The 12,711-nt window shown below is 72.5% G+C and carries 13 protein-coding genes; 6 read left to right on the forward strand and 7 right to left on the reverse strand.

Annotated elements, in window-relative coordinates; genetic code table 11:
• Window positions 1–209: 209 nt before the first annotated feature.
• Window positions 210–506 carry a (2Fe-2S)-binding protein gene (locus tag E1287_RS08755; RefSeq protein WP_131964351.1) on the forward strand — a complete coding sequence of 99 codons (297 nt, stop codon included), beginning with the start codon at window positions 210–212 and terminating at the stop codon, window positions 504–506.
• Between the two features lie 100 nt (window positions 507–606).
• Window positions 607–1,104, forward strand: coding sequence for a bacterioferritin (bfr, locus tag E1287_RS08760; protein ID WP_131964352.1), 498 nt, complete (start codon window positions 607–609; stop codon window positions 1,102–1,104).
• A 48-nt stretch (window positions 1,105–1,152) separates the two neighbouring features.
• On the opposite strand, the gene E1287_RS08765 is transcribed toward bfr, so the two are convergent.
• Complete coding sequence (locus E1287_RS08765; RefSeq protein ID WP_131964353.1) at window positions 1,153–2,166, reverse strand: adenylate/guanylate cyclase domain-containing protein; 1,014 nt, start codon at window positions 2,164–2,166, stop codon at window positions 1,153–1,155.
• A gap of 171 nt (window positions 2,167–2,337) precedes the next feature.
• On the reverse strand, window positions 2,338–3,213 hold the full coding sequence (locus tag E1287_RS08770) for a biotin--[acetyl-CoA-carboxylase] ligase (RefSeq protein ID WP_207934089.1): 876 nt from the start codon (window positions 3,211–3,213) through the stop codon (window positions 2,338–2,340).
• A 47-nt stretch (window positions 3,214–3,260) separates the two neighbouring features.
• Here E1287_RS08770 and E1287_RS08775 point away from each other — a divergent pair, with 47 nt between their 5' ends.
• A complete protein-coding gene (locus E1287_RS08775; RefSeq protein ID WP_243718749.1) occupies window positions 3,261–4,034 on the forward strand; it encodes an enoyl-CoA hydratase-related protein in 774 nt (257 codons plus the stop codon).
• 19 nt (window positions 4,035–4,053) lie between these two features.
• Here E1287_RS08775 and E1287_RS08780 read toward each other — a convergent pair whose 3' ends face one another.
• From E1287_RS08780 to E1287_RS08800, 5 genes are all read right to left on the reverse strand, one after another.
• A complete protein-coding gene (locus E1287_RS08780; RefSeq protein WP_131964356.1) occupies window positions 4,054–4,794 on the reverse strand; it encodes a DUF899 family protein in 741 nt (246 codons plus the stop codon).
• 84 nt (window positions 4,795–4,878) lie between these two features.
• The gene (locus E1287_RS08785) at window positions 4,879–6,102 is read right to left on the reverse strand and encodes an RNA polymerase sigma factor (RefSeq protein WP_131964357.1); all 1,224 of its coding nucleotides are present in this window, start codon (window positions 6,100–6,102) and stop codon (window positions 4,879–4,881) included.
• Between the two features lie 50 nt (window positions 6,103–6,152).
• Complete coding sequence (locus tag E1287_RS08790) at window positions 6,153–6,488, reverse strand: YciI family protein (RefSeq protein WP_131964358.1); 336 nt, start codon at window positions 6,486–6,488, stop codon at window positions 6,153–6,155.
• A 39-nt stretch (window positions 6,489–6,527) separates the two neighbouring features.
• The gene (locus E1287_RS08795; protein WP_131964359.1) at window positions 6,528–6,965 is read right to left on the reverse strand and encodes a GNAT family N-acetyltransferase; all 438 of its coding nucleotides are present in this window, start codon (window positions 6,963–6,965) and stop codon (window positions 6,528–6,530) included.
• Between the two features lie 2 nt (window positions 6,966–6,967).
• Entirely contained in the window at window positions 6,968–9,547 is a 2,580-nt protein-coding gene (locus E1287_RS08800) for a phosphoenolpyruvate carboxylase (protein WP_131964419.1), read from the reverse strand.
• 150 nt (window positions 9,548–9,697) lie between these two features.
• Here E1287_RS08800 and E1287_RS08805 point away from each other — a divergent pair, with 150 nt between their 5' ends.
• From E1287_RS08805 to E1287_RS08815, 3 genes are all read left to right on the forward strand, one after another.
• Window positions 9,698–11,290 carry an acyl-CoA carboxylase subunit beta gene (locus tag E1287_RS08805; protein WP_131964360.1) on the forward strand — a complete coding sequence of 531 codons (1,593 nt, stop codon included), beginning with the start codon at window positions 9,698–9,700 and terminating at the stop codon, window positions 11,288–11,290.
• A 22-nt stretch (window positions 11,291–11,312) separates the two neighbouring features.
• Window positions 11,313–11,561 carry an acyl-CoA carboxylase subunit epsilon gene (locus tag E1287_RS08810; RefSeq protein WP_243718751.1) on the forward strand — a complete coding sequence of 83 codons (249 nt, stop codon included), beginning with the start codon at window positions 11,313–11,315 and terminating at the stop codon, window positions 11,559–11,561.
• Window positions 11,562–11,638: 77 nt separating this feature from the next.
• On the forward strand, window positions 11,639–12,706 hold the full coding sequence (locus E1287_RS08815) for an NYN domain-containing protein (protein WP_131964362.1): 1,068 nt from the start codon (window positions 11,639–11,641) through the stop codon (window positions 12,704–12,706).
• The last annotated feature ends 5 nt before the right edge of the window (window positions 12,707–12,711 follow it).

Raw genomic sequence — 12,711 nt, forward strand, 5'->3', positions numbered from 1 at the left:
CCCTCCCGTCCCTGCGGCGCGCGCGCACCGGGGCGCGCGCGTGAAGAGCCCTTCCCCGTGAGGGGTGGATCACACCGATCGGGAGTCCTCTGGCCAGAACGGACAAGCCTGAGCTACTTTAGGGGAGCCTAACCTTAATGAGGGTGCCCTAAGCTAGCCTGGTCAGGCGCGTGGAGCACGCGTAGCCGCACGGAAGGTCCGTCAGCCGAATGTACGTCTGCATCTGCAACGCCGTCACAGAGGACGACGTTAACGGCTGCATGGCCAGCGGTTGCCGGACGGCCAGGGAGGTCAAGGCCGCCTGCGGCTTCAAGCCCGGGTGCGGAACGTGCACCAGGCGCATCCACACCATGGTCAGCGAGTACCGGACCGCCAGCGAGCTCGCGGACGCCCTGACCGGCGGCCCGGCCGGGCTGGCCGCCGTCCCCGAGCAGGGCCCCGGACGAGGGCCCGAACAGATCATCGCCGAGTCCGAAGAGGGAGGCGCCGCTCCGACCGCAGCCTGAGCCTTCCGGGCCCCGCACGGCCCCGCCCGCGACGGGCGGACACGCGCCTTGCGGGGGTTAGTGCTGTCCTGAAAACACCCGCCATGAAACCATGGACGCCATGGAAGGCGACAAGGACATCATCGCGCTGCTGAACGACCAGCTCACCGCGGAACTGACGGCGATCAACCAGTACTTCCTGCATTCCAAGATGCAGGCGAACTGGGGCTTCACCCGCATCGCCGAGCACACCCGCGACGAGTCGTTCGACGAGATGAAGCACGCGGAGCGGCTGACCGACCGGATCCTGTTCCTGGAAGGGCTGCCGAACTACCAGAAACTCGGCACCCTGCGGATCGGGCAGAACATCGTCGAGCAGCTGGAGGCGGACCTCGCCGTCGAGCTGGAGGCCGTGGCCCGGCTGCGGCCCGGCATCGAGCTGATGCGCTCGCGCGGCGACGTGACCTCCGCCCGGATCTTCGAGGACATCCTCGCGGACGAGGAGGAGCACATCGACTACCTGGAGACCGAGCTGAGCCTCGTCCAGGCGCTCGGCGAGCAGAACTACCTGCAGCGCCTCACCGACGCCCCCGGCGAAGACTCGATCAAGCCCGTCTGAGCGGGGCCCGTCCGAAGCGGCCGGGGCGCGTCCGATCGGCGGTCGCGGTCACGGCGCGTCCAGGGCCGGGGGCGGCATGCCGGGTGTGCGGCGCAGCACGTACGGCTGGATGATGCCGAGCCCCTGGACCGGGCGGCGCACGAGCCGCGTCACCTCGTACGCCCGGCTCGGCTCCAGTCGCGCGGCGAGCTCGCCATCGATCACGACGGAGCCGGGCCGGGCCATGGACGTCAGCCGGGCCGCGAGGTTCACCGTGGTGCCGAACAGGTCGCCCATCAGCGGCACGACGGGCCCGTGCGCGACGCCGACCCGCACGTCCGGGACCTCGGTCTCGTCCTGGATCGCGGCCGCGACCGTCAGCGCGATCTCCGCGCCGACCTCCGGCGTCTCCGCGCTGAACAGCACCTCGTCGCCGAGCGTCTTCACCAGCCGGCCGCCGCAGGAGGCGATGATGTCGGCGGCGGTCTCCTCGAACCACTCCACGATCCGGGCCAGCTCGATCTCCTCCAGCTCCCGGCTGACCTGCGTGAACGACACCATGTCCGCGAACCCGACGGTGGCCGGGGTGCGGCCCGCCGGGTCGCCGTTGTCCCGCGTCGCGGCGGCGGCCAGGGCGCGCGTCCCGGCCGCGGCGAGCTGCCGCCGCCAGGCGTGCACGACCAGCGGCTCGAACTCGCCGATGTGCTTCTCCGCGACGTCCACGATCGTCTGGACGGCCTCGGCGGACGGCGTGTCGTGCGGATCCTGCGTCAGCATGCTGTGCAGCAGGCTGACCTGCCACTCCGCGAGCCGGGTCATGGTCTGCCCGAACGCCCGGACGAGCCGGATCACGCCCTCCTCGTCGAGGACGCCGTCGTCCATCAGGCGGCGGATGCGGTCCAGGGCGGCGATGTCGCCCTCGGTGTAGGCGACCGTCTCGTCCGGCATCGACGGGTAGCCGAACGCGCGCCACACCCGTCCGGAGAACTCCCGGGAGACCCCGGCCAGGCGCACCGCGTCGACGCGGTTGTACCGCAGCTCGCCCCCGAGGAGGAGCTCTTCGATCTCCTTCGGATCCGGCATTCCGGCCGCCATCTTCCGCCCCTCAGTCAGCCGGCGCCGTGGGCCGCGGCGACGGCGTCGTGAATCGGTATCCGGACATATCGTCGCAGATCAGCAACTGATTCATGGCGGTGACCGCCGATGGTCTCCGCATGTTCACCGGACATGCGCCCTTCGCTGGACGTGCGCTCGTCATCGGACGTGGACGACGTCGCCGGCGCTGATCGTGCTGTCGCCGCCCGGTCCGGCGACGACGAGGCGTCCGGCGCCGTCGACGTCCCGGGCGGTGCCGGTCAGCCGCTCGTCGCCGGGCAGCTCCACCCGGACCTCCCGGCCGAGGGTGGCGCACAGGTCCTTGTACGCGGTGCGGAGCCCGCTGGTCTCGGGATCGCCGTCGAGCGCCGTCCACTCCCGGTACCAGGTCGCGAACTCGCGCAGGATCGCGCGCAGCAGCGGCGCCCGGTCGCTGAGCGGGGCGCCCTCGATGGCGAGGGACGTCGCCGTCTTCACCGGAAGCTCGTCCGAGCGCAGGCCGACGTTCAGCCCGACGCCGACGACGAGCCCGTCACCGGCCTTCTCCACCAGGATCCCGGCCAGCTTCCGGTCGCCGGCGAGCAGGTCGTTCGGCCACTTGAGCCGGACGTCCACGGCCACGTCGCCGCCCTCGCCGTCCGCGCCGTCGCCGAGGAAGCGCTCCCCGGTCTGCGACCAGGCCGTCATCCGGCGGACGGCGGTCGCGACGGCGACGCCGGTCAGCAGGGGCGTCCAGCCGAGCATCGGCACCGGCACCCGCGGGCGCAGCAGCATCGAGAACGTCAGGCCCGACCGCGCCGGCGCGGTCCAGGCCCGGCCCAGCCTGCCGCGGCCCGCGGTCTGCAGCTCGGTGACGAGGACGGTCCCCTCCGGCGCCCCGTCCGCGGCCCGGGCCGCGAGGTCGGCGTTGGTGGAGCCCGTCTCGGCCACGACCCGCACGTCCCGCCACAGGCCGCCGTCCCGGACGAGCGCGCGCCGCAGCGCCGCCTCATGCAGGGGCGGCCGGTCGAGATCCCCATATGGTGAGTCGCTCACCCGACCCATCCAACCCCACGTGCGAAACGATCGTTAGGGTGCCCTTCATGGATGGTGTGACGTTGCGGCGCGACGGGCATGTCGCGGAGATCGTGCTGGACCGGCCTGAGGCGCTCAACGCCCTGTCCACGGCGATGGCGCGGCGGCTCGCCGCGGTCTGCGCGGAGGTGGCGGCGGACGCGTCCGTCCGCGCGGTCGTGCTGGGCGCGGCCGGGGAGAAGGCGTTCTGCGTCGGCGCCGACCTCAAGGAGCGCAACGCCATGACCGACGCCGAGATCCTCGCGCAGCGTCCGGCGTTCCGGGCCGCGTTCGGCGGCGTCCTGGCCCTGCCGCAGCCGGTCATCGCGGCCGTGCACGGGTTCGCGCTCGGCGGCGGCTGCGAGCTCGCGCTGTCCGCCGACCTGATCGTCGCGGACGAGACGGCCGTGTTCGGGCTGCCGGAGGTGAGCGTCGGGCTCGTCCCCGGCGGCGGCGGGACGCAGCTCGCGCTGCGCCGCCTCGGCCCAGGCAAGGCCGCCGACCTGGTGTTCACCGGCCGCCGCCTCGGCGCCGGCGAGGCCCTGGAGTACGGCCTCGCCGACCGGAAAGTGCCCGCCGGGACGGCCCGCGAGGAGGCCCTCGGGCTCGCCGGCGTGATCGCGGGGAACTCGCCGGTCGCCGTCCGGGCCGCCAAGCGGGCCCTGCGACTCGGCGGCGGCGTGAGCCTGGAGGCGGGCCTCGACCTGGAGGAGAACGCCTGGCGCACCGTCGCGTTCTCCGCCGACCGCCGCGAGGGCATCGCGGCGTTCAACGAGAAGCGCAAGCCCATATGGCCGTCCTAGGCGGGCACCGCCGGGCGGGTCAGGACGCGTTGCCGAGGTCGTCGGAGTGTCCGGCCTCCAGGCGGGGCCATTGGGCGGTGGGACGTCCGCCCGTGCGGAAGAAGCCGCCGTCGATCGAGCCGTCGTGCGGCCAGCCGTCCGGCGAGTCCTCCCATTCCTCCTGGCGCCCGTAGACGGTCATGTCCATGAGCGGGTAGCTGTTGTCCAGGGCCTCGACGCCGCGGCCGTTCGTCCAGTAGGTCTCGAAGACGCGGTCGCCGTCCCGCAGGTAGCAGACCAGGTGGAACATGCCGATCTGGCGTCCGACCAGGAGGGTCTCGACGGAGTCCTGGGCCGAGTACCAGGGCATGTCCCAGCCCATGAAGTCGCGGTACCGGACGCTCTCCTCGTACGGCCCCTGGCAGAGCGTGGCGTAGGTGATGCCCGCGGCGTGCAGGTAGGACAGCTCGCGGACCTTCCCGTTGTAGTACGTGCAGCCCTCGCACTGCTCGGACGCGGGACGCCCCGTGTACCACATCATGTAGTAGGCGATCAGCTGCCGGCGGCCCTCGAAGGCGTCCAGCAGGGTGACGGGGCCGTCCGGGCCGATCAGCGGCGTGGCGGCGTCGACCTCTACCATCGGCAGGCGCCGGCGGGCCGCCGCGATCGCGTCGCCGGCGCGCGTGTGCGCCTTCTCCTGGACGCGCAGCTCGTCCAGCTGGGCCTGGAAGGTGGCGCGGTCGGTGATCTCGGGCGTCGGCGGTGTCGTGTCGGTGTTCATCGGGTTTCCTTCCTCTCGGTCGGTCTTTCGCCCCACCGACGAACGGCACCCGTCCGGGATCGACATCCGCGGCAAAATTTTGGTTCAGAGTTCGCGGAGGCGTCCGGCGAGGTAGCGGCGCTCGGCCTCGGTCGGCGCGAGCTTCAGCGCCTCCTCGTACGCGGCCCTGGCCTCGGCGGTGCGGCCGTCCCGGCGGAGCAGGTCGGCGCGGGTCGCGGGCAGCAGGTGGTACCCGTCGAGCCGCCCGGACGCGGTGAGCTCGTCGACCAGCTTCAGACCGGCCGGGACGCCGTCCGCCATCGCGATCGCGACGGCGCGGTTGAGGTCCACGACCGGGGACGGCGCCACCCGGCCCAGCTCGCCGTACAGGGTCGCGATCTGCGGCCAGTCCGTGCTCGCCGCGTCGGGCGCGGTGGCGTGGCAGGCGGCGATGGCGGCCTGCAGCTGGTAGGGCCCGGCACGCCGCATGGCCAGCGCGTTGTCGAGCGTCGCGACTCCCTCGGCGATCAGTTCCCGGTCCCACCGGGAGCGGTCCTGGTTCTCCAGCGTGACCAGCACGCCGTCGTCGTCCTTGCGCGTCGCGCGCCGGGCCTCGTGCAGCAGCGCCAGGGCGAGCAGCCCGCGCGGTTCGGGCTCGTCCGGCATCAGCCGGACAAGGACCCTGGTCAGCCGGATGGCCTCGGCCGCCAGCGCCCGGCGCTCGTCGTCCTCGTCGTAGCCCTCGTTGAAGATCAGGTAGAGCACCGCGAGGACGGCCGCGAGCCGCTGCGGCAGGAGATGGGCGGGCGGGACCCGGTACGGGATCCCGGCGTTCTGGATCTTGCGTTTCGCGCGGACGAGCCGCTGCGCCATCGTCGGCTCGGCGGTCAGGAACGCCCTGGCGATCTCGGCGGTGCTCAGCCCGGCCAGCGTCCGCAGGGTGAGCGCGACCCGCGCCGGGAACGGCAGCGCGGGATGGCAGCAGGTGAAGATCAGCCGCAGCCGCTCGTCCGGGATGTCCTCCGCGGGCGGCTCGTCCGGGTCGCGGGCCAGCACGGCGAGCTGGCGCAGCTTGGCCGCGCCCGCCGCGTCCCGGCGCAGCCGGTCGATCGCGCGGTTGCGGGCCGCCGTCGTGAGCCACGCACCCGGGCGGCGCGGGACGCCGTCGCGCGGCCAGCTCGCCAGCGCGACGGCGAACGCGTCCTGCGCGCAGTCCTCGGCGAGGTCCCAGTCGCCCGTCATGCCGATCAGCGTCGCGACGACCTGGCCCCACTCGTCCCGGTACGCCGCGTCGACCGCGTTCCGAACCTGCTCGCCGGAGGGGTTCATGCCTGTCTCCTGCGGGGGGCCGACCCCCCGCACCCCCCGGTTCGCTTCGCTCATTCCCAGACTGGACGGATCTCGACGCCGCCCCGGCGCGCGTAGGGATGGCCGGCCGCGATCTCGATGGCCTCGTCCAGGTTCGCGCACTCCACGACCACGACGCCGCCGACGAAGTCCTTCGTCTCGGCGAACGGCCCGTCCGAGACGAGCGTCTCGCCCTCGCGGACCATGACCGACGTCGCGTCCACCACCGGACGCAGGCGCAGCCCGACGATCTCGGCCCCGCGCCGCTCCAGGTCCTCCTGCCAGGCCTGATGCACCGGATCGGCCGCGAGGTCTTCGTTGCTCGGCGCGTCCTTCTCGTCGTCGCAGATCAGCAGCACATACCTCATCCCCCCGATTCTGCCCGACCACGGCCGACCCGAAGGGCGCTACGCGAGGGTCTTGGCCATGTGGACGACGTTGCGGCCGCCGATGTCCTCGCGGCCGGTCTCCTGATAGCCGAGGGACGTGTACAGCGCGATGTTCCGGGTCATCAGCTCGTTGGTGTAGAGGCGCAGGCGCGGGAGGGACAGCGCGCGGGCGTGGTCCTCGGCGAAGGACAGCAGGGTGCGGCCGATGCCCTGGCCGTGGCGGTCGGGGGCGACGGCCACGTTCTCGATCAGGAGCACGCCGTCCTCGGGGATGAGGACGATCAGCCCGTCCGGGCCCTCGCCGGTCACGAACACGTGGCCGGCCTCGATGAACGCGGCGTAGTCGGCGTCCATGGGGATCGGGCGGGCGCCGATGAGTTCCGCCCAGGGGGCGTAGGCGGCTTCGACTATCTCTTCTATGCGCGGCCGGTCGGGTGAGGTGGCGGGTCTGATCATGGTCAGCCGGTGTTCTGGAGTCCGGCGGCGACGCCGTTGACGGAGAGGAGGAGCAGTGCCTCCAGGTGGGTGCGTTCCTCGTGGTTCGCGACGCCCTGGCGGAGGGTCTTGAGGGCGCGGAGCTGCAGGTGGGAGAGGGCGTCCACGTAGGGGTTCCGGAGTTCTACCGCTCTGGAGAGGACGCGGCGGTTCTCCAGGAGGCGTTCGTGGCCCGTGACCGCCAGGACGAGGCGGCGGGTGCGGTCGTATTCGGTGAGGACGGTCTCGGTGAGTTCGGGACGTTCGCCCAAGGCGAGATAGCGCTCGGCTATTGCGCGGTCTGATTTGGCCAAGCTCATCTCGGCGTTGTCCAGGAGGGTGTTGAACAGCGGCCACGTTTCGTAGGCGTCGCGGAGCCCGGTGAGGTCGCGGCCGTCGTCGGAGACGGCGGCGAGGCCGCTGCCCAAGCCGTACCAGCCGGGGAGGTTGACGCGGGTCTGCGTCCAGGCGAACACCCAGGGGATGGCGCGCAGGTCCTCCAGGCCGCGGGCGGCCTTGCGGCGGGCCGGGCGGGAGCCGATGCGCAGTTCGGCGATCTCCTCCAGGGGGCTGACGCGGGCGAACCACGCGGCGAAGCCGTCCGTCTCGATCAGGGAGCGGAAGGCCGCTCGCGCGGCTTCGCTGATCTTGTCGGCGAGGGGGCGGAAGCGGGCGGCGGCCTCGCGCGCCCGGTCCTGGACGGCGTCCGTCGAGGCCAGCAGGACGGCGCTGGTCACCTGCTCGACATGCCGCTTGGCGATCTCGCCGTGGCCGTAGCGGGCGAAGATGACCTCGCCCTGCTCGGTGACCTTGAAACGGCCCGCGACCGAGCCGGGGGCCTGGGCGAGGATGGCGCGGTTGGCGGGGCCGCCGCCGCGGCCGAGCGAGCCGCCGCGGCCGTGGAACAGGGTGAGCGCGATGCCGTTGCGCGCGGCCCACGCGGCCAGGGCCTCCTGTGTGTCGTAGAGGCGGAGCGTGGCGCTGGTGGGGCCGAGCTGCTTGGCCGAGTCGGAGTAGCCGAGCATGACCTCCAGGCGGCGGCCGGTCTCGTCCAGGCGCCGGTGGACGGCCGGGATCTTCAGCATCCCGTCCAGGACGGCGGGGGCGCGCTCCAGGTCCTCGCCCGTCTCGAACAGCGGGATGACGTCGAGGACGGGCGCGCCGTCGCCGAGCGAGGCGGCCAGCGCGTGCACGTTGGCGATGTCGCCGGCGGAACGCGTGAACGAGACGATGTAGCGGTGGCAGGCGCGGACGCCGAAGCGCCGCTGGATCCAGGCCACGACGCGGAGGGTCTCCAGGATCTCCTCGGTCATCTCCGAGAGCGGGCCGCCCGCGGAGACCTCCTTGAGCGCCTGCTCGTGCAGCTCGGAATGCTGGCGGATCTCCAGCTCGGCCAGGTGGAAGCCGAACGTCTCGACCTGCCAGATGAGGCTCTGGACGCGTCCGTACGCCTGCCGGGGCGCGCCCGCCCCCGCGAGGGACTCCTGGACGGTCCGCAGATCGGCGAGGAGGCCGTCCGCGGACGCGTAGGCCAGGTCGGCGTCGCGCTCGCGGGTCGCGGCGATGCGGGCCGCCGCGTGCAGGAGGAACTGGCGGTGCGGCTCGCCGGGCGAGCGCTTGGCGATCTCGCCGATCAGCCCGGGATGCGCGGTGCGGGCGGCGGCGAGCGCGGTGCGCAGGTCCGCCGAGGCGGGCGTGGTGTCCTCGTGGACGGTCAGCTCCCGGCCGACCCTCGCGCACGCCGCCTCCAGCGCCCGCAGGACGTGATCGGCCTGGATCATGACCGCGTCGCGGGTGACCTGCGCGGTGACGTACGGGTTGCCGTCGCGGTCGCCGCCGATCCAGCTCCCGAACCGCAGGTACGGGCGGGCCTTCGGCGGACGGGTGCCGGAGTTCCCGAGGGCGCGGTCCAGCGCCCGGTAGACGTGCGGGACGGCCCGGAAGATCGTCTCGTCGAACGCGGCCATCGCGGTGCGGACCTCGTCCAGGGGGTCCATCTGGGCGGCGCGGCGCAGCGCCGTCCGCCAGAGCAGGTCGATCTCCTCGCGGAGGCTCCGCTCGATCTCCGCGCGCTCGGTCGCGCCGGGCGCGCCGTTCAGGCGGGTCATCAGGTCGCTGATCCGCTGGATGGCGGTGACGACGGCGCGGCGGCGGGCCTCGGTCGGGTGGGCGGTGAAGACGGGACGGAACTCCAGCCCGTCGATCAGGTCGTCGACGCGGCCGTTGCTCCCCCGGATCTGCTGGACGGCCGCCGCCACCGACCCGGGGACGGTGTCGCCGGTGTCGCGGTCCCGGAGCGTGCGGATGCGGTGGTGCTCCTCCGCCAGGTTCGTCAGGTGGAAGTACACGGTGAACGCGCGGGCGACCTGCTCGGCACGTTCCAGCGTCCAGCCGTCGACGAGGGAGGCGACCTCCCCGCCGCCGATCTCGCCGCGGCGGGCCGCGATCACCGCGTGCCGGAGCCGTTCGACGTCGTCCAGCAGGTCCCGTCCGCCGTACTCCACCAGGCCGTCGCCGAGCATCGCGCCGAGCAGGCGGACGTCGCGGCGGAGCATTTCGGGCATGTCCTGCCGGAACGTGTCGCGTGTCTTCGTGGCCACCCGCCCAAGCGTAACGACTCCCCCGCCTGCGTCCGCGCGCCACCCTTGTGGGGGGACGACCCCCCCACACCCCCCGTGAAAGTACGAAGTGGGGAGGTGGTTACCCTGGCGCGCATGGCCACGGAAGCCCCTGAACCCCCGGTGGAGTACGACGTCCACACCACGGCCGGAAAGATCGCCGACCTGGAGCGCCGCCGGTACGAGGCGGTGCACGCCGGATCGGCGCGCGCGGTCGAGAAGCAGCACGCCAAGGGCAAGATGACGGCCCGGGAGCGGATCGACGCGCTGCTCGACCCGGGGTCGTTCGTCGAGTTCGACGAGCTGGCGCGGCACCGGTCCACGAACTTCGGCATGGAGAAGAACCGGCCCTACGGCGACGGCGTCGTCACCGGGTACGGCACCGTCGACGGACGCCCCGTCGCCGTGTTCAGCCAGGACTTCACCGTCTCCGGCGGCTCCCTCGGCGAGGTGTTCGGCGAGAAGATCTGCAAGGTCATGGACCACGCGATGACGACGGGCTGCCCGGTCATCGGGATCAACGACTCCGGCGGCGCGCGGATCCAGGAGGGCGTCGTCGCGCTCGGCCTGTACGCGGAGATCTTCAAGCGCAACGTGCACGCGTCCGGGGTGATCCCGCAGATCTCGCTGGTCATGGGGCCGTGCGCGGGCGGCGCCGTGTACTCCCCGGCGATCACCGACTTCATCGTCATGGTCGACCAGACGTCCCACATGTTCATCACCGGGCCCGACGTGATCAAGACGGTCACCGGCGAAGAGGTGACGATGGAGGAGCTGGGCGGGGCGCACTCGCACAACTCCAAGTCCGGCGTCGCGCACTACCAGGGGACGGACGAGGACGACGCGATCGAGTACGTCAAGGCGCTGCTGTCCTACCTGCCGTCCAACAACCTGTCGGACGCGCCCGCGTTCCCGGCCGACGTCGACCCGGCGGAACCGGACGAGGAGCTCGACGCCCTCATCCCCGACTCGCCGAACCAGCCGTACGACATGCACACCGCCATCGAGCACGTGGTCGACGACGGCGAGTTCCTCGAAGTGCAGGAGCAGTACGCGCCGAACATCATCGTCGGGTTCGGACGGGTCGAGGGCCATTCGGTGGGCATCGTCGCGAACCAGCCGATGCAGTTCGCCGGGACGCTCGACATCGCCGCGTCCGAGAAGGCGGCCCGGTTCGTCCGGACGTGCGACGCGTTCAACGTCCCGGTGCTGACGTTCGTGGACGTCCCCGGCTTCCTGCCCGGCACCGACCAGGAGTGGAACGGGATCATCCGGCGCGGCGCGAAGCTGCTGTACGCGTACGCGGAGGCGACCGTCCCGCTGGTCACGGTGATCACGCGGAAGGCGTACGGCGGCGCGTACGACGTCATGGGGTCCAAGCACCTCGGCGCGGACGTCAACCTGGCGTGGCCGACCGCGCAGATCGCGGTGATGGGCGCGCAGGGCGCGGTGAACATCCTGTACCGGCGGGAGCTGGCCGCGGCCGGCGACCCGGACGCCCGCCGCGCCGAGCTGATCACCGAGTACGAGGACACGCTCGCCAACCCCTACATCGCGGCCGAGCGCGGCTACATCGACAACGTGATCAAGCCGTCCGAGACGCGCGGGCAGGTCGTGCGGGCGCTGCGCGCACTGCGGGAGAAGCGCAAGACGCTGCCGCCCAAGAAGCATGGGAACATCCCGCTCTAAACCGAACCTCCCAGGAGATCTGGTGACCGCTCAGGGCAAGCCCTTCCTCCAGGTCGTCCGCGGCGACGCGGGGCCGGAGGAGATCGCGGCGCTCGTGGCCGTGCTGACCGCCCGCGCGCAGGCCGCCGCGGCGCGGGACGGCGGTGCGCCGGAAGGCACGGCGCGCCCGTCCCGGTGGGCCGACAGGTCCCGGCTCGTGCGCGGCACGTTCGCGGCGGAACCGGCGCCGCGCGGCCCCGGAGCGTGGCGGGCGAGCGCCCTTCCCCGGTGACGGACGGGTGATGACGAGGTGACGGACAACCGTGGTTCGCGCCCAGCGGCGGCCCGTCACGAATAAGGTGGAAGGCCATGGCCACCTCGGAGTTCGTCCCACAGCCCGCGCGGTACGCGATTTTCGTCGACGCGGGGTACCTCTACGCGGCCTCCGGTGCGCTGCTGCTGAGTTGCGGTTCGAGGCGTGAGTACCGGGTCGCCGCCGAAAAGCTGATCAAGGCGTTGACCGACCATGCCGACGAGCAGCGCCGCGGCGAGCTGCTGCGGGTGTACTGGTTCGACGCCGCGCCGAAGCGGCAGCCGACGGTCGACCAGCGCGTCATCGCGAACCTGCCGCTGGTGAAGCTGCGGCTCGGGAACCTGAACGCGCAGGGCCAGCAGAAGGGCGTGGACGCCCAGCTCCGTGCCGACCTCGAGGCCCTCGCCCGGCACCGCGCGATCACCGACGCGGTCCTGCTGGCGGGCGACGAGGACATGCTGCCCGCCGTCGAGGCCGCGCAGCGCTACGGCGTCCGCGTCCACCTGTGGGGCGTCGAGCCGACGCACGGGTCGAACCAGGCCGAGTGGCTGGTGTGGGAGTCCGACACGGTCGAGGTGCTGCCGGCCGATTTCCTGCGCCCGTATTTCACGAAGGCCAAGCTGCTGCCGGCGCCCGCGCCGGGCTCGGCCGCGGCCGTCCGGGACGCCGCTGCCGCCGCTGCCGCCGCGAAGGGGACGAGCCCCGTCCCGTCGCCGTCGCAGGTGTTCGCCGGGCGTCCCCCGGCGGTCAAGCCGACGCCCGCGTCCGTCCGCACCAGCGTCCCGGTCCCGGCGGGCGCGACGCCCGCGACGGTGGCCGCGTCGATGAACAACGCCGCCGCCGCGGCGGCGGACGGCAAGCTCGGCCCCGAGCGCGACCACATGCTGGAGATCGGCGAGCATGTCGCGCAGAAGTGGATCTTCGAGCGGGGCCGGGACAACATCCGCGACCTGCTCCCCGGCCCGATCCTGCCGCCCGTCATCGACAAGGAGCTGCTGATCGAGGCGGAGAAGGAACTGGGCTCGTCGCTCCGCCCGTACCAGGAGGCCCGCACCTGGCTGCGGGACGGCTTCTGGGAGCGCGTCTACCGCGAGTTCGGCATCGGAATCGGCAAGTCCGACTAGCGTTC

Source organism: Actinomadura sp. KC06 (genome assembly GCF_004348735.1).
In the GTDB taxonomy this organism is placed as follows: Bacteria; Actinomycetota; Actinomycetes; order Streptosporangiales; family Streptosporangiaceae; genus Spirillospora.